Source organism: Achromobacter sp. SD115, from assembly GCF_017355315.1.
In the GTDB taxonomy this organism is placed as follows: Bacteria; Pseudomonadota; Gammaproteobacteria; order Burkholderiales; family Burkholderiaceae_B; genus Achromobacter; species Achromobacter xylosoxidans_B.
The window spans coordinates 1-21171 of record NZ_JADIJM010000043.1 but is presented as its reverse complement, the minus strand read 5'-3'; the positions used below and the strand labels follow the sequence as shown (position 1 = coordinate 21171).

20 protein-coding genes are annotated in these 21171 nt (G+C 66.5%); 5 read left to right on the top strand and 15 right to left on the bottom strand.

The window, feature by feature from the left end; genetic code table 11:
• Nucleotides 1-4 precede the first annotated feature (4 nt).
• The 8 genes from IPU70_RS32320 to IPU70_RS32285 all read right to left on the bottom strand — a co-directional run bounded on the left by IPU70_RS32320 (nucleotide 5) and on the right by IPU70_RS32285 (nucleotide 10546).
• The gene (locus tag IPU70_RS32320) at nucleotides 5-583 is read right to left on the bottom strand and encodes a UGSC family (seleno)protein (RefSeq protein ID WP_207473969.1); all 579 of its coding nucleotides are present in this window, start codon (nucleotides 581-583) and stop codon (nucleotides 5-7) included.
• Nucleotides 584-618: 35 nt separating this feature from the next.
• Nucleotides 619-1731, bottom strand: coding sequence for a hypothetical protein (locus IPU70_RS32315; protein WP_207473967.1), 1113 nt, complete (start codon nucleotides 1729-1731; stop codon nucleotides 619-621).
• Nucleotides 1732-1864: 133 nt separating this feature from the next.
• Nucleotides 1865-2284: a VOC family protein gene (locus tag IPU70_RS32310; RefSeq protein WP_207473949.1), complete on the bottom strand. Its 420-nt coding sequence runs from the start codon at nucleotides 2282-2284 to the stop codon at nucleotides 1865-1867.
• 84 nt (nucleotides 2285-2368) lie between these two features.
• A complete protein-coding gene (locus tag IPU70_RS32305) occupies nucleotides 2369-4393 on the bottom strand; it encodes an acetyl/propionyl/methylcrotonyl-CoA carboxylase subunit alpha (protein ID WP_207473939.1) in 2025 nt (674 codons plus the stop codon).
• Between the two features lie 56 nt (nucleotides 4394-4449).
• Complete coding sequence (locus IPU70_RS32300; RefSeq protein WP_207473924.1) at nucleotides 4450-6057, bottom strand: carboxyl transferase domain-containing protein; 1608 nt, start codon at nucleotides 6055-6057, stop codon at nucleotides 4450-4452.
• A gap of 225 nt (nucleotides 6058-6282) precedes the next feature.
• Nucleotides 6283-7464 (bottom strand): acetyl-CoA C-acetyltransferase, encoded by a 1182-nt coding sequence (locus tag IPU70_RS32295; protein ID WP_207473921.1) that lies wholly within the window; start codon nucleotides 7462-7464, stop codon nucleotides 6283-6285.
• Nucleotides 7465-7500: 36 nt separating this feature from the next.
• Nucleotides 7501-9357, bottom strand: coding sequence for a bifunctional isocitrate dehydrogenase kinase/phosphatase (gene aceK / locus IPU70_RS32290; protein WP_207473913.1), 1857 nt, complete (start codon nucleotides 9355-9357; stop codon nucleotides 7501-7503).
• Nucleotides 9358-9367: 10 nt separating this feature from the next.
• Nucleotides 9368-10546: an isovaleryl-CoA dehydrogenase gene (locus IPU70_RS32285; protein ID WP_207473911.1), complete on the bottom strand. Its 1179-nt coding sequence runs from the start codon at nucleotides 10544-10546 to the stop codon at nucleotides 9368-9370.
• Nucleotides 10547-10792: 246 nt separating this feature from the next.
• Between IPU70_RS32285 and IPU70_RS32280 the strand changes: the two genes are divergently transcribed.
• Nucleotides 10793-11968: a M20 aminoacylase family protein gene (locus tag IPU70_RS32280; RefSeq protein WP_207473909.1), complete on the top strand. Its 1176-nt coding sequence runs from the start codon at nucleotides 10793-10795 to the stop codon at nucleotides 11966-11968.
• Nucleotides 11969-12026: 58 nt separating this feature from the next.
• Entirely contained in the window at nucleotides 12027-12998 is a 972-nt protein-coding gene (locus tag IPU70_RS32275) for a tripartite tricarboxylate transporter substrate binding protein (protein ID WP_207473907.1), read from the top strand.
• Nucleotides 12999-13105: 107 nt separating this feature from the next.
• On the opposite strand, the gene IPU70_RS32270 is transcribed toward IPU70_RS32275, so the two are convergent.
• Complete coding sequence (locus IPU70_RS32270) at nucleotides 13106-13438, bottom strand: YnfA family protein (protein WP_207473905.1); 333 nt, start codon at nucleotides 13436-13438, stop codon at nucleotides 13106-13108.
• A 10-nt stretch (nucleotides 13439-13448) separates the two neighbouring features.
• Nucleotides 13449-13829: a MerR family DNA-binding transcriptional regulator gene (locus IPU70_RS32265; RefSeq protein WP_013390883.1), complete on the bottom strand. Its 381-nt coding sequence runs from the start codon at nucleotides 13827-13829 to the stop codon at nucleotides 13449-13451.
• A gap of 72 nt (nucleotides 13830-13901) precedes the next feature.
• Here IPU70_RS32265 and IPU70_RS32260 point away from each other — a divergent pair, with 72 nt between their 5' ends.
• Nucleotides 13902-14969: an MBL fold metallo-hydrolase gene (locus IPU70_RS32260; RefSeq protein ID WP_207473904.1), complete on the top strand. Its 1068-nt coding sequence runs from the start codon at nucleotides 13902-13904 to the stop codon at nucleotides 14967-14969.
• A 43-nt stretch (nucleotides 14970-15012) separates the two neighbouring features.
• On the opposite strand, the gene IPU70_RS32255 is transcribed toward IPU70_RS32260, so the two are convergent.
• Entirely contained in the window at nucleotides 15013-15639 is a 627-nt protein-coding gene (locus IPU70_RS32255; RefSeq protein ID WP_013390885.1) for a LysE family translocator, read from the bottom strand.
• 134 nt (nucleotides 15640-15773) lie between these two features.
• Between IPU70_RS32255 and IPU70_RS32250 the strand changes: the two genes are divergently transcribed.
• Both IPU70_RS32250 and metC read left to right on the top strand, forming a co-directional pair.
• A complete protein-coding gene (locus IPU70_RS32250; protein WP_207473889.1) occupies nucleotides 15774-16499 on the top strand; it encodes a nitroreductase in 726 nt (241 codons plus the stop codon).
• A gap of 82 nt (nucleotides 16500-16581) precedes the next feature.
• Nucleotides 16582-17775, top strand: a complete 1194-nt coding sequence (gene metC, locus IPU70_RS32245) for a cystathionine beta-lyase (protein WP_371819154.1) — start codon at nucleotides 16582-16584, stop codon at nucleotides 17773-17775.
• Between the two features lie 21 nt (nucleotides 17776-17796).
• On the opposite strand, the gene IPU70_RS32240 is transcribed toward metC, so the two are convergent.
• The 4 genes from IPU70_RS32240 to IPU70_RS32225 form a co-directional block, all read right to left on the bottom strand.
• On the bottom strand, nucleotides 17797-18777 hold the full coding sequence (locus tag IPU70_RS32240) for an alpha/beta fold hydrolase (RefSeq protein ID WP_207473886.1): 981 nt from the start codon (nucleotides 18775-18777) through the stop codon (nucleotides 17797-17799).
• Nucleotides 18756-19967, bottom strand: a complete 1212-nt coding sequence (locus IPU70_RS32235; protein WP_207473884.1) for an ABC transporter substrate-binding protein — start codon at nucleotides 19965-19967, stop codon at nucleotides 18756-18758. The genes IPU70_RS32240 and IPU70_RS32235 overlap by 22 nt, the downstream gene beginning before the upstream one ends.
• A 136-nt stretch (nucleotides 19968-20103) precedes the next feature.
• Nucleotides 20104-20733, bottom strand: coding sequence for a thiol:disulfide interchange protein DsbA/DsbL (locus IPU70_RS32230; RefSeq protein ID WP_013390890.1), 630 nt, complete (start codon nucleotides 20731-20733; stop codon nucleotides 20104-20106).
• An 81-nt stretch (nucleotides 20734-20814) separates the two neighbouring features.
• On the bottom strand, nucleotides 20815-21171 hold a 357-nt coding region (locus IPU70_RS32225; RefSeq protein WP_207473882.1), incomplete at its 5' end, for an SPOR domain-containing protein.

Sequence of the window (21171 nt, the reverse complement as noted above, 5' to 3'; positions counted from 1 at the left end):
GCCGTTATTGCAGCTCTACGCGGACCTGCATCGGCGCCTTCGTGCCCAGCCACACCTGTTGCGCCTGTTCCTTGATCTGGACGACGCGCTGCGCCACTTCTTCGGCGGTGATGGAACTGACCGGGTGCGCGATCACGACGGGCTCCAGCGCCTTCATGCCGATGGCCTGCCGCGTCAGCTCCGTCTCGCGGGCGAACTCGGTCGTGATGATCACTGCGCTGGGAACGCCCAGCCGCTCCAGCGCGATCGAGTCGCGCACGCAGGCCGAGCAGCAGGAGCCGCAATCGCCGATGGCGGTCAGCACCACGTCGTTCTCGGCCGCGATGCGCTCGATCAGCTCGGGCGCAGCATCCTTGGAAAAACTGTGCTTGACGTAGTAGTTCACCTCGGCGAATTCGATGTCCTCGCCCAAGGCCGCCGCCGCGCCGCGCAGCAGCTTGTTGGCGTTCCATTTGGAGTTGTCGAGTATGCCCAGCCGCAATCCGGCCAGGTGCTTCTTGCGCGCCGATACCGGCACATCTTCGAAGCGCAGCGCGCCGCGCGGGTCGTACACCGCGACTTTTTCCCCGTTGTTCATCAGCATTTCCAATCTCCTGGTTGTCGGTTCCAGACGCGGCCTCAGATGGCGCAGGCGCCGCTGGTGCAATCGCCGCTGTCGGCGTTGGCGCCATCGATTGCGCGCAGCACGGGCGTGCTCATATGCCCCCAGCCTGGTATCAGCACGGAAAAGCGGCCGGCCTCGCCGCCCATCACGAACAGATGGATGTGGTCCGGGCTGTGCACGATGGGAATGCGGGTGTCGTCGTTGCGCTTGTAGTACTTGGGCAGGTTGCGGTTGTAGACCTTGCCGTAACGGTGGCCATAAGCCAGGTCGATAAAGCGGTTGCCGTGATTGACGTACAGGTAGTTGCGCACGTCGGCGCGCGACCAGCCGTGTTTGCCGATGGTCTGCGCGTGTTCCAGGCCCAGCACCACCGCGATGTGGCCACCCAGCACCGCGCTGTTGGACGCGATGGTGCTCATGGCCGAGCACATGGTGTCGAGGATGCCTTCGGGGTCGTTGGAAATGTGGTTCGTCACGCTGTGCGGCGCCTCGGCCGCCATGGCGAACACCGTGGAGTCTTCGGCCTTGTAGCCGTGTTCCACGTGATACGGCGCCAGCGGACTTTGCAGTTCGTTTTCGCAGACGCAGTAGGTGTACTTGCCGGGATGCCCCAGCGTGCTTTTGTCCAGGTCTCCTGGCCAGCCACCGCCCACGTTCAGCATGATGAGGCGCAGCGCCCGGCCGATGGTGGCGTTGGCGCGATTGCCGGAGCCGAACGCGTTGACGCCGCCGTTCATGCCGATTTCGCGCGCTATCGGCCCGTTCACAACCAGCAGCGGCGCGGCCACGTGCGTGGTGGCCTGCACGCCATTCAGGTTGAAGGCTTGATCGGTGACGGCCTTTACCGCTGCCAGCACCACCGGCGCGTACTCGGGCCTGCAGCCGGCCATCACCATGTTGACGGCCAGCACTTCGCGCGTCAGTTCGCCCCAGCGCGGCGCCACTCGCGCTTCGACGAAGTTGGCATCGCCACCCAGCCGGGCCACGATCTCGTCGATCTTTTCCTGAGTCGGCGGCACGACGGGCAACCCGTCCGTGAAGCCGCGCTCGTAGTAGTACTCGACCAGGTCCACGCCGGCCGGCACCATGTTTGCCGGCGATGCCTTCGCTTGCAGAACCGCACTCATCAGAATCTCCTCGTGGCTGTCGAATGACGTTACGAGGAGGATAGGAGTCCTTGCTTATTTATAACAAGAATAATCTATTTCGATAAATGATTGCGGAAAACGCATAAGTGAATGCGGCGGGCGCGCGCTGCCGCTACACCTTCGGCCAATACGTCCCGAAGCTCCACAGATTGCCTTCCGGATCGCGGCAGGCGAACTCGCGGCTGCCGTAGGCGGTGTCATAAGGCGGGGTTTCGATGGTGGCGCCGCTGGCCTGGACCTGCGCGTGCAGGGCGTCCGGATCGTCCACGGCCAGATACAGCGCATCGGTGCGGCGTCCTTGCAGGTCGCCCACCAGCTTGCCATGGGCGTCGTCGCGGTCCGGGCCCAGCATCAAGAGGGAGCTGCCGTAGGCCAGTTCCGCATGCTGCACAGTGCCGTCGTCGCGGTAGACGGCATGTTCGGTGAATCCCACCACGCCGGTAAGCCAGCGGATCATCGCCTCCGCGTCGCGGCAGCGCAGGGTTGGAAACAGGCGGGGCGCCGCCTGTTCGGATGGTATTGAACTCATCATGGGTACTCCCGTGGATAAGCAGGAGCGCCCATGATGAACCCGCAGGCGGCGAGGCGGGTGACGATTTTGTTACGGCGCGCCTGGCTACTCGCCGATGGCGACCAGCTCGGCCCCTTCCGTCACCTGATCGCCCACGCCGTAGAACACTTCTGTCACCTTGCCGTCGGCGGGCGCGGAAATGGTGTGTTCCATTTTCATGGCTTCCATCACCAGCAGCGGCTGGCCCTTTTCCACGGTGTCGCCGGCCTTGACCGAGATCGAGATGATCTTGCCGGGCATGGGGGCGGTGAGGCCGCCGCCATGTTCGCCCTGCGTGTCCTGCGAATGCGCGAGCGGATCGTACAGGTCCAGCACGTGCACGCCGGCTTCGCCGAAGACGTGGGCGCGGTCGGCGTGCAGCACGACCGTGCCGGCGCTCTCATGGCCGTCCAGCGTGATGCGCAGGCCATAGGCCAGGTTGGGATTGGCGCTGGCGTGGGCGCGCCACAGGAAGGCTTGCGGGCCGGCGCCGCTGTCCAGGGTCCAGGCGCCGCCCTGGCGGGCGACGGTGACGCGGCGGGTTTCGCCGTTGTCCACCCATTGCAGCTGGCGCTGGTAGCGGCCGCCCAGGCGCCAGCCGTCGCGCGCGTCCCAGGGGTCGGCGGACAGCTTGCCGCCGGCGGCGCCCGGCTGCGCCAGGCCCTGGCGCACCAGCACGGCGGCGCAGGCCAGCGCCAGCGTGGCGGGACTGGCGGCCTGGGGTTCGGGCAGCAGCGTGGCACGCTGGCGTTCGATCAGGCCGGTGTCCAGGTCCGCGGCGGCGAAGGCGCTGTCCTGCATCAGGCGCGACAGGAAGGCCACGTTGGTCTGCACGCCCACGGCTTGCGTCTGGGCCAGCGCTTGCAGCATGCGGGCGCGGGCCTGGTCGCGGTCGGCGCCGTGCACGATCAGCTTGGCGATCATGGGGTCGTAGAACGGCGTGATGGTGTCGCCCATGCGCACGCCGCCGTCGACCCGGATGTCGCCATTGGCAAACGCGGTGTGCGCAGGCAGGCCCAGGTAGGCCAGGGTGCCGATGGACGGCAGGAAGCCCTTCTCGGGGTTCTCGGCGTAGATGCGGGCCTCGATGGCATGTCCCTGGATGCGCAGGTCTTCCTGGCGCGCCGGCAGCGGTTGGCCGGCGGCCACGCGCAACTGCCATTCGACCAGGTCGTGGCCCGTGATCATTTCGGTGACCGGGTGCTCGACTTGCAGGCGCGTGTTCATTTCCATGAAGTAGAAACGGCCGTCGGGCTCGGCAATGAATTCCACCGTGCCCGCGCCCACGTAGCCCACGGCGCGCGCGGCGGCCACGGCGGCTTCGCCCATGGCGCGGCGGCGCTCTTCAGTCATGCCGGGGGCCGGGGCTTCCTCGATCACCTTCTGGTGGCGGCGCTGCACCGAGCAATCGCGTTCGAACAGGTAGACGCAGTTGCCATGCGTGTCGGCGAACACCTGGATCTCGATGTGGCGCGGCTTCTGCAGATAGCGTTCGATCAGCACGCGGTCGTCGCCAAAGCTGGACGCGGCCTCGCGCTGGCAGGAAGCCAATGCGTCGAGGAACGCGCCCGACGATTCGACCACGCGCATGCCCTTGCCGCCGCCGCCGGCGCTGGCCTTGATCAGCACGGGGTAGCCGATGGCGTCGGCCTGGGTCTTGAGGAACTGCGGGTCCTGGTTGTCGCCGTGATAGCCCGGCACCAGCGGTACGCCGGCTTTTTCCATCAGCGACTTGGCGGCGGACTTGCTGCCCATGGCGGCGATGGCGGAGGCCGGCGGGCCGACGAAGGCGATGCCGGCTTTTTCAGCGGCTTCGGCGAAGGCTTCGTTTTCCGACAGGAAACCATAGCCGGGGTGGATGGCGCCGGCGCCGGTATCGCGTGCGGCTTGCAGGATGGCGTCGGCGCGCAGGTAGCTGGCGCGCGGCTCCGAGCCGCCGATGTATACGGCCTGGTCGCAGGCGGCGACGTGGCGGGCGTTGGCGTCGGCGTCGGAATACACCGCGACGGTGCGGATGCCCATGCGGCGGGCGGTGGCGGCCACGCGGCAGGCGATTTCACCGCGGTTGGCAATCAGCAAAGTGTCGAACATGGATGTCATCCAGGCTGAAATTATTCTTGGGCGGCAATGGGGGCGGGTGTGCCGCCCTACATGCGGAACACGCCGAACTTGGTGTCCTCGATGGGCGCGTTCAAGGCTGCCGACAAGGCCAGGCCCAGCACGCGGCGCGTGTCGGCCGGGGCGATGATGCCGTCGTCCCACAGGCGCGCGGTGGCGTAGTAGGGATGGCCTTCGCGTTCGTACTGTTCGCGGATGGGCGTCTTGAAGGCGGTTTCCTCGTCGGCGGACCACTGGCCGCCGCGGGCCTCGATGCCGTCGCGCTTGACCGTGGCCAAGACGCTGGCGGCCTGCTCGCCGCCCATGACCGAGATGCGGGCGTTGGGCCACATGAACAGCATGCGCGGCGAATAGGCGCGGCCGCACATGCCGTAGTTGCCGGCGCCGAACGAGCCGCCGATCAGCACGGTGAACTTGGGTACGGCGGCGGTGGCAACGGCCGTCACCATCTTGGCGCCGTGGCGGGCGATGCCTTCGTTTTCGTACTTGCGGCCGACCATGAAGCCGGTGATGTTCTGCAGGAACACCAGCGGGATCTTGCGCTGCGCGCACAGTTCGATGAAGTGCGCGCCCTTTTGCGCGGACTCCGAGAACAGGATGCCGTTGTTGGCCACGATGCCCACGGGCATGCCGTGGATGTGCGCGAAGCCGGTGACCAGCGTGGGGCCGAAACGCGCCTTGAACTCGTCGAACTCGGAGCCGTCGACGATGCGCGCGATGACTTCGCGCACGTCATAGGGCTTGCGCGTGTCGGCGGGGATGATGCCATTCAGTTCGCTCGGGTCGTAGCGCGGCTCGCGTACCGGGAGGGTGGCCAGCGGCTGCGGCTTCTTGCGGTTCAGGCGTGCGACGGCGTTGCGTGCCAGTTGCAGCGCGTGCATGTCGTTGGCGGCCAGATGGTCCACCACGCCGGACAGGCGTGTGTGCACGTCGCCGCCGCCCAGGTCCTCGGCGCTGACTTCTTCACCGGTGGCGGCCTTTACCAGCGGCGGGCCGCCCAGGAAGATGGTGCCCTGGTTCTTGACGATGATGGACTCGTCGCTCATGGCGGGCACGTAGGCGCCGCCGGCGGTGCAGGAGCCCATCACCACGGCGATCTGCGAAATGCCCTGCGCGGACATCTGCGCCTGGTTGTAGAAGATGCGGCCGAAGTGTTCGCGGTCGGGAAAGACCTCGTCCTGCTGCGGCAGGTTGGCGCCGCCCGAATCCACCAGATAGACGCAGGGCAGATGGTTCTGCGCGGCGATCTCCTGCGCGCGCAGGTGCTTCTTGACCGTCATCGGGTAGTAGGTGCCGCCCTTGACCGTGGCGTCATTGCAGACGATCACGCATTCCGTGCCGGCCACGCGGCCGATGCCGGTGATGACGCCGGCGCCGGGGGCTTCGCCGCCGTACATGCCGTGCGCCGCCATCGGCGACAGTTCCAGGAACGGCGTGCCCGGATCGATCAGGTGTTCAACGCGGTCGCGCGGCAACAGCTTGCCGCGCGCCACGTGCTTGGCGCGCGCGGCTTCGCTGCCGCCCAGCGCGGTATGGGCCAGCTGCTGGTCCAGATCGTCCAGCTGCGCCTGCATGGCCTGCGCATTGTCGGTGTAGTCCTGCGACCGCGGATTGATGCGGGATTCGATGATGGGCATGGGGTTCCACCCGTCCTGCTTGTTGGAAATTTGAAGGCGCTCGTGGAGCGGTTTGTCTCGCTGCCCGGTGGGCCGGGCATGCTTATCGGATATCGGTATCGAAGAGGGATTTCGTTGCGCCTTTCCTGCACGGCGCGCGACCGACCCGTCGCGCTACGACGCCATGCAAAAAAGGCGCAGCGGAATCCATCGAAAGCCGGGAGGCCGAAGCCTCCCGGCGTTGCGTCAGATCATTTCAATCGCCATTGCCACGGCTTCGCCGCCGCCGATGCACAGCGTGGCCACGCCGCGCTTGCCGCCGGTCTTGCGCAGCGCGCCGACCAGGGTGGCCATCAGGCGGGCGCCGGACGCGCCGATCGGATGGCCCAGGGCGGTGGCGCCGCCGTGGACGTTGACCTTGTCATGCGGCAGCTTGAAGTCGGCCATGGCGGCCATGGTGACCACCGCGAAGGCTTCATTGATTTCGTACAGGTCCACGTCCTCGGCCTTCCAGCCGGTCTTGGCGAACAGGTTCTTCAGCGCGCCCACGGGGGCGGTGGTGAACCAGTTCGGCTCTTGCGAGTGCTGGCTGTGGGCGACGATGCGGGCCAGCGGCTTTACGCCTAGCTTCTCGGCGGTGGAGGCGCGCATCAGCACCATGGCGGCGGCGCCGTCCGAGATCGACGACGAGTTGGCGGCGGTGACGGTGCCGTCCTTCTTGAAGGCGGGCTTGAGGGTCGGGATCTTTTCCGGCATGGCCTTGGTGGGGGCCTCGTCGGTGTCGATCACGGTGTCGCCCTTGCGGCCGGCCACGGTCACGGGGGCGATTTCCCACTTGAAGCTGCCGTCTTCCGACGCGGCGCGGGCGCGGCGCAGCGATTCCAGCGAGAACGCGTCCTGCTGTTCGCGGGTGAAGGAATATTTGGAGGCGCAGTCTTCGGCGAACACGCCCATGGCCTTGCCCTTGTCGTAGGCGTCTTCCAGGCCGTCCAGCGCCATGTGGTCGTACACGGTGTTGTGGCCGTAGCGGTAGCCCTGGCGGCCCTTGAGCAGCAGGTAGGGGGCGTTGCTCATGCTTTCCTGGCCGCCGGCGACCACGATGTTGGCGCTGCCCGCGGCCAGCAGGTCATGGCCGAACATGGCGGCCTTCAGGCCCGAACCGCAGACTTTGTGGATGGTGGTGCAAGCCACGCCCAGCGGCAGGCCCGCGCCCAGCGCGGCCTGGCGCGCCGGGGCCTGGCCCTGGCCGGCTTGCAGCACGTTGCCCATGATGACTTCTTCGACTTGCTCGGGCTTGATGCCCGCGCGTTCGACGGCGGCCTTGATGGCGATCGAGCCCAGCTCGTGCGCGGCCAGGCCGGACAAGGCGCCCAGCATGCCGCCCATGGGCGTGCGGGCAACGGAAACGATGACGATGGGATCTGACATGGCTAGCTCCTGTGAGGGTCGGGACAGCTCTGGGGTTTACGAGGCCGCGTGGTCGCCTGGAGGGCATTCCGGACGCAGGCGTCTGTCCGTATCGTAAGGGAAAAATTCTTCAATCCGGCCTTGCGCAACATGGTTGCGGCAGGCTTGCCACCAGTCCGGTTCCAGCAGGTCGGCATGGTGACGCATGAAGGCGCCGCGCACGCGCGGGTCGCCTAGCAGGAAGCGTCCGAATTCTTCGGGGAAGACGTCATTCGGACCAATGGCGTACCAGGGCTCGGAAGCCAGTTCCGCCTCTTCGTTGGGAGCGGGCGGAATGCGCCGGAAATTCATTTCGGTCATGCGCTGGATTTCGTCGTAATCGTAGAAAACGACGCGGCCCAGGCGTGTGACGCCGAAGTTCTTGTAGAGCATGTCCCCGGGGAAGATATTCGCCGCGGCCAGCTGCCGGATGGCGTCCCCGTATTCGCGCACGGCCGGGTCCAGCAGCGCGTCCGAAGCCTGGCGCAGATAGATGTTCAAGGGTGTCATGCGCCGTTCGATGTAGACATGGCGGATGACCACCGTGTCGCCGGTTTCCTCTATCAGGCTGGGTACCAGCCGGCGCAGTTCTTCCAGCAGCGCCGGCGCGAAGCGCGCGCGCGGCAGCGCCACCTGCGAGTATTCCCAGGTGTCGGCCATGCGGCCGACGCGGTCGTGCAGCTTCACCATCTGGTACTTGCGGCGCACGGTGGCATGGTCCATGCCGTCCTTGTCGATGCGGTCCTTGATGAGCTTGAACACGTAGGGATAGGACGGCAGCGTGAACACGCACATCACCATGCCCTTGATGCCGGGGGCGATGTCGAAGGCGTCGCGCGAATGGGCCAGGTGATGCAGGAAGTCGCGGTAGAACAGCGTCTTGCCCTGCTTCTGCAGGCCGATCATGGTGTAGAGCTCGGCCTTGGGCTTGCGCGGCAGCAGGCTGGACAGGAAGTTCACCACCGCGGCCGGCGTTTCCATGTCCACCAGGAAGTAGGCGCGGGTGAAGCTGAACAGCGTGCTCAGGTCGTCGGCGCCCAAGAGCAGCGCGTCCAGCACGACCTGGCCCGCCGGGTTGCGCATCAGCGCCACGGCGAAGGGATATACCGTGCCCTGGTTGATCAGGCGGCCGACGATGTAGGCGCCCTTGTTGCGGAAGAACAGCGAGCCCAGCGCGTGGATCTGGCAGTCGCTGGCGATGCGGCGGCCGACGTGGCGCGGCAGTGTCGCGCGCAGTTGCTTGACCGCGGCGCGCGCCAGCAGCCGCGTGTCGCGCGGCAGGTCTTCAAAGGGCAGCGCCAGACCGAAGTCCGCCACCATGCGGATCAGGCTTTTCTCCAACCCGTCCGTGGCCGGGTAGTAGACCCGGTACGAGGGGATGCTGCTGTCCAGGTAATCGGTGGCGATGGCCGGGCGGACGAACAGGAAGGCGTTGTGGAAATAGTCACGGTGCAGGATGCGGCAGGAGACTGAGTTGAAGAAGGTCTCGGCGCATTCGGGCTGGCGGTGCTCGCCCAGCAGTCCGACGAACTCCTGCTTGATCTGCTGCCAGAACGCGGTTTGCTCGTCGCTCAGGGTGGGGGCTGCGCTGCCATTGGCGCCTACCGCGCCTTCCGGGCGGCCGCGCAGCACGCCTTCCAGCTGGGTGGCGCATTCGCGCACCCGCATGTCGTAGTACTCGATGCGCTCGCGCGACAGGCGCTGGATGCCGTGCCAGTCGCCCGATTCGAACAGCGCCTTGGCACGCTGGGCGCTGTAGCGGAACAGCGCGTAGTGGCGGTCGAAGCCCGCCAGGATCAGCCGCGCGACGTCCAGCGGCGCAGGGCCCGGCGCGGGCGCCTGTTCGATGTGCTGGACGTCGGACATGCGGATCATGGAGGCGCGCTCAGGCGGTTTCGTTGAACAGTTCGCGGCCGATCAGCATGCGGCGGATTTCGCTGGTGCCGGCGCCGATCTCGTACAGCTTGGCGTCGCGCCACAGGCGGCCCACCGGGTATTCGTTGATATAGCCGTTGCCGCCCAGGATCTGCACGCCCTCGCCCGCCATCCAGGTGGCTTTTTCGGCCGTGTACAGAATCAGCGCGGCGCAGTCCTTGCGCACCTGGCGCACGTGTTCGGCGCCCAGGCGGTCCAGGTTCTTGCCGACCTGATAGCAGAAGGCGCGGCTGGCCTGCAGGGTGGTGTACAGGTCCGCGACCTTGCCCTGGATCAGCTGGAATTCGCCGATGGCCTGGCCGAACTGTTTGCGGTCATGGATATAGGGGACGACCACGTCCATCACGGCCTGCATGATGCCCACCGGGCCGCCGGACAGCACCGCGCGTTCGTAGTCCAGGCCGCTCATCAGCACCTTGACGCCGCCGTTGACCTGACCCAGCACGTTCTCTTCGGGGATCTCGCAGTCCTGGAACACCAGTTCGCCGGTATGGCTGCCGCGCATGCCCAGCTTGTCGAGCTTTTGCGCCACGGAAAAGCCTTTGAAGCCCTTTTCGACCAGGAAGGCGGTGATGCCGCGCTGGTGGGCTTCGGGGTCGGTCTTGGCGTAGACCACCAGGGTGTCGGCGTCGGGGCCGTTGGTGATCCACATCTTGGTGCCGTTCAGCACGTAGCGGTCGCCCTTTTTGTCGGCGCGCAGCTTCATGCTGACTACGTCGGAACCAGCGCCCGGCTCGCTCATGGCCAGGGCACCCACGTGTTCGCCGGAAATCAGCTTGGGCAGGTATTTGGCCTTCTGGGCCGCCGTGCCGTTGCGGTTGATCTGGTTCACGCACAAATTGGAGTGCGCGCCGTAGGATAGGCCGACCGAGGCGCTGGCGCGGGAGATTTCCTCCATCACGATCATGTGGGCCAGATAGCCCATTTTTGCGCCGCCGTATTCCTCATCGGCCGTCATGCCCAGCACGCCGAGCTCGCCGAATTTGCGCCAGAGGTCCATGGGGAACTGGTCGCTGCGGTCCACTTCTGCGGCGCGCGGCGCGATCTCGGCCTGCGCGAAATTGCGCACCGCGTCGCGCAGCATGTCCAGATCTTCGCCCAGGTCGAAGTTCAGGCCGGGAAGGTTCATCGCTGTCTCCGTGATAGTAGGTACTTACTATTTTGTGGGCGCCTGGCTCCGGCGCCGAATTGCCGCGCGTGGCTCATGATGCGCCGATCGGCCATCGCTAGGCAATGATGCACTGCAAATATTACGTTTACGTAAACGTAAATTGGATCCGGGTTATCCCTAGGTAATTGCGTGTTACCGGGGGAGCGGCCCTGGGTAAGATTCGAGCCGATCCTTGAATCCTGAATTATTGCGATGGAGTTTGCCGTGCTCGAACTATCCAATCTGGACGAAATTGTGGCGCTGCGGCGCGACATCCACATGCATCCGGAGCTTTGCTACGAAGAGCACCGCACGGCCAAGGTGGTGGCGGACACGCTGCGCGGCTGGGGCATCGAGACCCACACCGGCATCGCCAAGACCGGGGTGGTCGGCGTGATCAAGCGCGGCGCGTCGGATCGCGCCATCATGCTGCGCGCCGACATGGATGCGCTGCCCATGCAGGAAGAGAATCAGTTCGAGCACCGCTCGCGCCACGACGGCAAGATGCACGGCTGCGGCCATGACGGCCACACCGCCATGCTGCTGGCCGCCGCGCGCCACCTGCAGGCCGAAGGCGGCTTCGACGGCACGGTCTACCTGTGCTTCCAGCCGGCCGAGGAAGGCGGCGCGGGCGGCCGCGCCATGATCCAGGACGGCCTGTTCGAACGCTTCCCCTGCGAAGCCGTGTTTGGCCTGCACAACTGGCCGGGGCTGCCCGCCGGATCCATCGGCGTCTGTGCCGGTCCGATGATGGCGGCCGCCAACGGCTTCAAGATCACCGTCCGCGGCAAGGGCGGCCATGCCGCCGCGCCGCAGGATTGCAGCGATCCGGTGCCCGCGCTGTTTGCCATCGGCCAGTCCCTGCAGACCATTCTTACGCGCAGCAAGCGTCCGCTGGACGCCGCCGTGCTGTCGATCACCCAGGTGCAGGCCGGCGGCAGCGTGATCAACGTCATTCCCAATAGCGCCTGGCTGGGCGGCTCGGTGCGGGCCTACAGCACCGACGTGGTCGACCTGATCGAACGCCGCATGAACGAGATCGCCGGCAACATCGCGGCCGCGCACGGCTGCGAGGCCGACGTGTTCTTCGAGCGCCGCTACCCGGCGCTGGTGAATACCGTGGCCGAGACCGAGTTCTGCATGGAAGTCATGCGCGAGGTGGTGGGCGAAGACAAGGCATTGGTGATCGAGCCGGCCATGGCTTCCGAGGATTTTGCCTTCCTGCTGCAGGAAAAGCCTGGCTGCTATGTGTTCCTGGGCAACGGCGACGGCGAGCACCGCATGGCGGGCCATGGCCTGGGGCCCTGCATGCTGCACAACGCCAGCTATGACTTCAACGATTCCCTGATTCCGGCTGGCGCGTCGTACTGGGTGCGCTTGGCGCAACGCTATCTGGCCTGATGCGCTTCACGCTTTTCGTTTTATCTGACGCAGTGCCACGCAACATTACTAGGACGATATGAAAAAGAAGACATTGCTGATCAAGGCCGCGGGGGCGGCCTTGGCAATCATGGCCAGCGGCGCGATGGCGCAGAGCTGGCCGGCCAAGCCCGTCACGCTGGTGGTGCCCTACACCGCCGGCGGCAGCGCCGACGCGATCGGACGCCGGCTGGGCGACGTGTTGCGCAAGGAAAGCAACGTAACCGTCATCGTCGAGAACAAGCCGGGCGCGGGTGCCTCCGTGGGCACCGACTTCGTGGCGCGCGCGCAGCCGGACGGCACCACCTTGCTGCTGGCATCCACCAGCCCGCTGACGATCTTCCCGCATTTGGCCAAGACCAACTACGACCCGATGAAGGACCTGACGCCGGTGGCCAGCGTGGCCGTGGCGCCCGTCGCCATCGTCGCCACCAAGGCGCTGCCGGTGAAGGACTTCGCCGGCCTGATCGACTACGCCAAGTCGCATCCGGACGGCGTGCGCTACGGCACGCCGGGCCAGGGTACCGTGGCCCACATCGGCATGTCGGCCGTCACGGCCCAGACCGGCACCAAGATGCTGCACGTGCCCTACCGTGGCAACAGCCAGGCGCTGACCGACGGCCTGGGCGGCGTGGTCGAGCTGCTGGTGGTCAACAGCGACGTGGTGCTGCCGCACGTTGCCAACGGTGCGCTCAAGCCCCTGGCCGTGATGGCGCCCGAGCGTCTGGCCGCCTGGCCGGACGTGCCCACCATGACCGAACTGAAGATGCCGCAGGCGCAGTACTACTCGAACTTCGGCGTGTTCGCGCCTGCCAATCTGCCGGCCACGGTTGCGCAGCCGCTGCAGGCCGCTTTGGCCAAGGCCGTCGCCAGCGCCGAGTTCCAGGAGCTGCTGGCCAAGTCCTATCTGCAGCCGGGCACGGCCGTGGGCGAAGCTTTCGCCAAGCAGGTGCAGGCGGAATTCGCGAACAATGCGCGGGTCATCAAGGAAGGCAACATCAAGGCTGAGTAAGCTTTGTCCAACAAAAAGCGCGCGACCTTCCAGGGTACGCGCGCTTTTTTTTCGAGCCGTCCCAAGGCTGCGGCGTTTCGCGGCGCCTTTCTTGGACGCGCCGCTGCCTACGCGCTGCGCGGCCCGAACATGATGACCAGCATGCCAGCCAGGCACAGGCTTACGCCCAGCCAGTCGCTCGTGCTGGGACGCACCCCGTCCACGGCCCACAGCCACAACAGCGCCATGCCGATGTAGACCCCGCCGTAAGCCGCATACACGCGGCCCGAGGCCGTGGGGTGCAGCGTCAGCAGCCAGGCAAACAGCGCCAGGCTGGCCGCGGCGGGCGCGAGCAGCCAGATGGAATGGCCCTTGCGCAGCCACAGATAAGGCAGATAGCAGCCGACGATTTCGGCCAGCGCCGTCAGGATGAACAGCGCAAGAGTTTGCAAAGCGCCCATGCCCGCGTTCCTAAGGCTTCTGCGCGAGCAGATCGCGGCATTGCTGTTCCTGCTGCGAAATTTCGTGCAGGGTATCCTCGATGTCGCGGCGCTGCTGTTCCAGCGTGCTACGGTGCTGTTCGAGCACGCTCAGGTACTGGCGCAGCTGGACCTCGGTATCGCCCGGCCCGTCATACATATCGATCAGGGTCAGGATCTCGGACAATTGCAGGCCCAGGCGCTTGCCGCGCAGGGCCAGTTTCAGGCGCGTGCGGTCGCGCGGCCCGAAGATGCGGTTGCGTCCTTCGCGCGCCGGGCTGACGATCCCCTGGTCTTCATAGAAGCGGATCGTGCGGGGCGTGACGTCGAACTCGCGCGAGAGTTCAGAGATGGTCCAGGTTGACGGGGACATGCGACGTGTGGCAGTTTACGTAAACGTAAATTATGATGACTTGACCCAATCGTCAAGCGTGGAGGAGAGGCAATGAACCCGAACGAACAGAAACTGCAATATCCCTGGGCTGATTTCCAGCCCGAACCCGGCTGTTCGCACGTGGTGGCGGAAGGGGTCAAATGGATCAGAATGCCTCTGCCGTTCGCGCTGGATCATATCAACCTCTGGCTGCTGCGCGACAACATCGACGGCCGCGATGGCTGGACCATTGTCGACTGCGGCATCACGCGCGATGAAGTGAAGACGTTGTGGGAACGCGTGTTCGAGACCGAACTGGAAGGCCTGCCGGTGCTGCGCGTCATCGTCACCCACATGCACCCCGACCACGTCGGCCTGGCGCATTGGCTGTGCGAACGCTGGAATGCGCCACTGTGGATGACGATGACGGACTTCGTGGTGGCCTCGCTGTGGTCCTCGCGCCGCGGCGATGCGGGCGGTGGGCCGGGAGGCCAATCGGCGGTGGACCACTTCGCCCGCCACGGCCTGACCGACCTGGACGCGCAAGAGCAGATCCGCCAGCGCGCCAACTACTACCCCAATCTGGTGCCGGCCGTGCCTGCGCGCTATACGCGCATCCTGCATGGCGACGCGGTGCGCATCGGCGGGCGCGACTGGCGCGTGATCGTGGGCTATGGGCATGCGCCTGAGCACGCTTCGCTGTTTTCACCGGATCTCGGCGTGCTGATCTCGGGCGACATGGTGCTGCCGCGCATTTCCACCAACGTCAGCGTGTTCGACTACGAGCCGGACGCCAATCCCCTGCCCCTGTACCTGCGTTCGCTGGACGGCTACGCCGACCTGCCCCAGGACACGCTGGTGCTGCCCTCGCACGGCCGGCCCTTCAAGGGCCTGCATGAGCGCATCGCGCAACAGCATGAACACCATCGCGACCGCCTGGCCGAAGTGCTGGAAGCTTGTGCCATCCAGCCGCAATCGACCACGGACATCGTGCCGGTGCTGTTCAAGCGCAAGCTCGACCTGCACCAGCTGACCTTCGCCATGGGCGAGGCGCTGGCGCACCTGCATGCGCTGTATTTCGAAGGCAAGCTCAAGCGCGCGCTGGGCGCGGACGGCATCGTACGGTTCTCGGCCGCCTGAGCGTGGCGGGCAGCAAGGCGGCGCGCATGGGCCGCCGCGCCGCCTAACGCGTGGCCGTTGCCAGCCGCACGGCCAGCCCGATGAACACCAACGCGGCAATCCGGTTCAGCCAGCGCTTGGCGGTCACCGAGCGCTGCAGCAGTTCACCGAACGCGCCCGAGAAGAACGCAATGGCGCCGAACACCAGCAGCGTGACGACCATGAAGACCGCGCCCAACTGCATGGTCTGCAAACCCACGGGACCCAGCGCCGGCGAGGTGAACTGCGGCAGGAAGGCGAAGAAGAACAGCAGCACCTTGGGGTTGGTCAGGTTCATCACGATGCCGCGGCGGTACAGCGCACCGGGCCGCATGGGTTCGGGCCGCTTGCCGGCTTCGGATTCGACCGGCGCGCGCAGGATCTGCCACGCCAGATAGGCCAGGTAGGCGGCGCCCGCCAGCTTGAGCACGGTGAAGGCCATGGGCGAGGCCGCGAACACGGCTGCCAGTCCCACGGCCACGGCGGCCGTATGTCCCAGCAGTCCCGTGCACAGCCCCAGCACCACGAACATGCCGGCCTTGCGGCCCCAGATGGCGGATTGCATCAGCACGAACAGATTGTCCGGTCCCGGGGTCAGGGCCAGCAGGACGGCAATGCCGAAGAATGCGATCAGGGTGTCGATGGGCAGCATGAGGGGTCGCCTGGAACGGTTCGGCCGGCTCTAGGCGGCCGGAAGTGGCATCATAAAGGCAAAGACGTGCCCATCATGCATGCCCCATGCGTCCCTCGCGGGACCTGCCGGGCCGACCAGGAGAGACAACAGCCATGCCCCCCACCGCCATGCCGCAATCCCGGGAACCCTTGCAGGACGCCGATGCGCGCCCCGACGCCGCGCTCGAGGCGTGGCTGCAAGCGCGTCACAGCTGCCGCGCATTCCTGCCCGAACCGGTCGCGCGCGGCACCATCGAACGCGTCCTGGACCTGGCGCAGCGCGCCGCCTCCTGGTGCAATTGCCAGCCCTGGCAGGTGACGATCACCGAAGGCGCGGGCACGGAACGTTTGCGCGGCGCGCTGCAACGCCGCGCGGAACAGTCTGGCTTCACGCCGGATTTTCCGTTTCCGCGCGAATACCAGGGCGAGTACCTGGCCCGACGGCGCGAATCAGGCTTCCAGCTGTATGGCGCGGTCGGCGTGGCGCGCGGCGACCGCGAGGCCTACCGGCGCCAGGAAATGCGCAATTTCCAGCTGTTCGACGCGCCGCACGTGGCCATCGTCACCACCGACGAAGCGCTGGGCGAGTACGGCGCAATGGATTGCGGCGGCTACGTAGCCAATTTCCTGCTGGCGGCCCAGGCCAATGGCGTGGCCACGGTTGCCCAGGCATCCCTGGCCATGTACCCGGAAGTGCTGCGCGAGGAGCTCGGCATCGCGGCGGACCGCCGCGTGGTCTGCGGCATTTCGTTCGGCTATGCGGACACGGCGCATCCCGCCAACAGCTACCGCACCAGCCGCGCCTCGCAGTCCGAAACCGTCACCTGGATCGGCGAATAGGGACAGGCCGCGCCTGGCCTGATATGGTTCATCCTGATCGCCTTTATTCCGCCCCTGTCCCTACGCAAGCAGTCCACTGAAGATGCCCACCAAACACATCGATACGCTTCTGCAGCACGCAGGCACCGCCCCGTTCAACCCAGAAACCGGCACGGCGCCGGTGCCTCTGCCGCCGATGCGCGCCAGCACGGTGCGCTTCGAGAACCTCGCCGCGCTCGAGAAGGCGCAGCGCAGCAAGGCGGCAGGCGGCCGTGCCTCCACCTACGGGCGCATGGGCATGGACACGCATGCGGCGCTGGAAGAGGTCTTCACCCAGCTCGAAGGCGGCACGCATTGCTACCTGGCGTCCTCGGGCCTGTCGGCCATGACCATGGTCATGATGGCCCTGTGCTCGGCCGGCGACCACGCGCTGATCTCGGACTGCGTCTATGGCCCGATGCGCGAGCTGGACGACGCGGTGCTCAAGCGCATGAACATCGAGATCACGTACTTCGCCGCCGGCGAGGACCTGGAAGAGCTGGTGCGTCCGAACACCAAGCTGTTGTACGTGGAGTCGCCCGGATCCCTGCTGTTCGAGATGCTGGACATGGGCGCCATGGCCGCCTTCGCGCAGAGTCGAGGCCTGGTGCTGGCCACCGACAATACCTGGGGCTCGGGCTACATCTACCGCCCGCTGACGCTGGGCGCGCAGGTGTCCGTCATTGCTGGCACCAAGTACGTGGGCGGACACTCCGACCTGATGCTGGGCGCCGTCGTCACCAATGACGAAGAGATCGCCCGCAAGCTCAACCGCACGCAGTACGCCATGGGTTATTCCATCAGCGCGGACGACGCCTGGCTGGCCCTGCGCGGCGTGCGCACCATGCCCATCCGCATGGCGCAGCATGCGCGTCATGCCTTGCAGGTGTGCGAATTCTTCAAGAGCCGTCCCGAGACGGTGCGCCTGTTCCATCCGGCCTGGCCGCAGGATCCCGGCCACGCGTTGTGGCAACGCGATTGCACGGGCTCCAACGGCATGCTGTCCGTCGAACTGCGCCTGTCGCCGGCGGCGGCGCGCGTGTTCGTGGATTCGCTGACGCTCTTCGGTATCGGCTTTTCCTGGGGCGGCTACGAAAGCCTGGTGCAGCTGGTGTCGGGCAAGGACCTGTCCAAGCACCGCTATTGGGGCGAAGGCGACAACGCCCTGGTACGCCTGCACATCGGCCTGGAATCGCCGGAGGACATCATCGCCGACCTGACCCAGGCGCTGGAAAAGGCCGCGGCCGTCCAGGGCTGAACTGAGCGTGGCAAGGCCGCCTCAGGCGGCCGTGCCGCGTATCCACGCGCCGATGCGCGCGGCGATGTCGTCGCTGTTGTCGTCCATCATGGGCATGTGCGAATTGCCGCCGATGCCCATGTCGGCCAGGCGCCAAGTCTGCACGCGGGCGCCCTGGCGCGCCAGCTCATCGGCATAGGCCTGTCCGGTGATGCACAGCGTTTCCCACAGCGGCGTGGCGTCCAGGTAGTCGCCATAGACGAACAGGAAAGGCTTGTCCGCCACGGCCTGGGCCGCGACCTCGGGCGAGAAGCCCGAGGGCTCGATGCCGATGACGCCGCGCACCAGGTCCGGCCGCGCATGCAGCGCGCGGTAGGCGACCTCGCCGCCGTGACTGTGCGCCATGACCAGGCAAGGCCCCACCCGCTCCAGCACCGCGCAGAATCCGCGCAGCGCCGCATCGTTGTTGCCCAGCCAGCGCGGCACCGCGTGGCGGATGAAGGCATCGAAGGCTGCGACCGGAAAGCGTAGTCCCGCAAAGGGACGGCGCGCCGCGTAGTCTTCGGCGCGCCCGAAGCGGAACAGCGTCCAGCTCTCTTCGGCATTGCGGATGATGGGCGGCTCGGGCCAGACTTCCTTGAAGGGCGCCCATCCCGCACGGCCGCGCTCGACGTTGTCCACGACATAGACCGCGTGGCCCTGGCGCAGGAAATGCTGCATCCAGCCCGGCCTTCCATCCGGCGTCTGTTCCCACATCGCGCCCGTCATGCCGCCGCCATGCAGCAGCACGATGGGCAGCGGATGCGCGAGCCGCGCCGGGATGAAGTACTGCACGTAGGCCTGCTCGAAGTGGTACAGGCCGTTGGGGTCGTAGGCCAGCGACGCGCTCTGCGTGAACGCGATGTCGCGCTGTGGCTGGCCGTCGATGCGCACCTGCCGGCCACCCGCGTAGAAGCTGCCGAAGTCGGACAGGGTCACTGCCGCCTGGCTAACCGCTTGCGTCATGGCTTGACCAGCGGGCATTGGCTTTCCGACAACGGCCAGGCCAGCGTGGCGCCGGGGATGTTGCGCACGATGTTGTAGTAGTCCCAGGGCGCCTTGGACTGCGCCGGCGTCTTGACCTGCGCCAGCATCATGTCGCGCACCACTAGCCCGTCTTCGCGGATGCGCGCGTTCAGGCTGAAGGGGTCGTCGATGGGCAGCGACTTCATCTTCGCCATGACGGCGTCTGCGTCCACCGTGCCGGCGGCCTTCACGGCTTGCAGGTAATGGCGCACCGATCCGTAGACGCCGGCCTGCAGGAAGGTGGGCGGACGCCCCACGCGGGCCTCGAACTTCTTGGCGAAGGCGCGCGTGCCGTCGTTCATGTCCCAGTAGGACGGAACCGTCAGATAGGTTTTCTGCGCGGCCTGCAGGCCCAGGCTGTGCACGTCCGTGATCAGCAGCAGCATGGCGGCCAGCTGCTGCGCGCCGCCGATGCCGAATTCCGCCGCCTGCTTGATGGCCGAGATGGTGTCGCCGCCCGCGTTGGCGATGGCGATGATCTGTGCCTTGGAGGCCTGCGCCTGCAACAGGAAGGAGGCAAAATCCGAAGCGTTCAGCGGGTGGTAGACGGTGCCTACGACCTCGCCGCCGTTGGCCTTCACCACGGTTTCGGTGTCCGCCGCCAGCTGCTTGCCAAAGGCGTAGTCGGAGGCCAGGATGAACCAGCGCTTGTTGCCTTCGTTGACCACTGCGGTCGCCGTGCCGCGCGACAATGCGTAGGTGGTGTAGGTCCATTGCACGCCGTAGGGCGAGCATTGGGCCTGGGTCAGCGCGGTGGTGCCAGGGCTGGAGAACAGCACCAGTTTTTTCTTGTCGCGCGCGATGCCCTGCACCGCCAGCGCCACCGAGGAATTGGGCACGTCCACGATCACGTCCACGCCATCGGTGTCGTACCACTTGCGCGCCATGCTGCTGCCGATATCGGGCCGGTGCTGGTGGTCACCCGACACCAGGGAGATGGGTTTGCCCAGCAGGGTGCCACCCATTTCCTCGATGGCCAGGCGGGCGGCTTCGACCGAGCCCTTGCCGGTGGCGTCGGCGGTGACGCCTGCCATGTCCGTGAGTACGCCGATCTTCACGCCGTCGGCCTCATTGGCGTGGGCCAGGCTGGCGGCCAGCGCCAGGCACAGGCCCAGCATCGCGCGGCTGCGCGGGAATCGCTGCTTCATTTGTCTTCCACCCGTTGTGTGCCGCTGTCGCGGCGAATTGTTGTGCGGAAAGTGTAGCGCGGGCCCGGGCGCGAACGGCAAAGAAAAACGCCCCGGCCTGGCGGCTCGGGGCGTTGCGTATTCTGGCTGGAAAGTATCAGTTGCGTGTCAGCGGAATCAGGCGGGTCACTTCCTTCAGCGCGCCTTCGTAGCTGTTGCCGGCCATGACCGGCGAGGTCATGAACTTGCCGCCGACGGCGAACGACGGGGTGCCGTCGATGCGGTAGGCCTCGGCCAGCTGGTTGGCGCGCTGCACCTGCGTCTGCACGCTGAACGAATCGAAGACCGAGTCGAACTTCTCGCGGTCCACGCCTTGGGTCGCGGCCCATTCGCCCATCGCCTTCTTGTCGAACAGGCGCTTGTGCTCGCCGTGGATGGCGGCGAAAACCTTGGGGTGCAGGTCCGGGCGGTCCAGGGCCAGCAGCGTGTAGTAGAGCTGCTGCAGCGGCTTCATGCCGGCGTTGAATGCGATCGGAACCTGCTTGAGCACCACGTCAGGCGGCGCGGTCTTGGCCCAGTCCTCAACCATGGGTTCCATGGCGGCGCAGTGCGGGCAGGTGTAGGCGAAGAATTCCAGGACCTCGATCTTGCCCGGGGTGTCCGACGGCAGCGGCGGATTGATGGCGATGGACTGCTGCGCGCCTTGCGCGTGGCTTGCCGGGCTGAAGAATGCCGTGGCGGTCAGCGCGGCCGCGGCCAGGATGCGGATTATCTTGGGGGACAGCATGGATGAGAGGTTCCTGAGTAAAAAGTTACAGACAGGCCCGGGGCCGGATAAGTTCAATGCAGGCGGGCGCGGCGGCGCGCATTACTGGCGCACCACGGCGGTTTCGATCTTGTTCTCGCCCAGGCGGCCGCGGGCCCGGTTCATGTCGTCCAGGCGGGCGAAGGGACCTACCCTGACCCGGTTGATGGCCTTGCCGTTCACTTCGGCCTTTTGCACCGCCACCGGCAGACCCAGCAGAATGATGCGGGCCTTGAGGGATTCCGCGTCGTTTTCGCCCCGGAACGCGCCGGCCTGCAGGTAGTACGTGCTGTTGGCTGCGGACGCGGTGGCGGCCGGCTTGGGAGCCGGCGCGGGCGCGGCCTTGGAGATTGGCGTGGGTGCCTGGCTGGGGGCGGCGGACGGCGCGGCAGAAGCCACGGCGGGCGCCTTGGAGGTGGG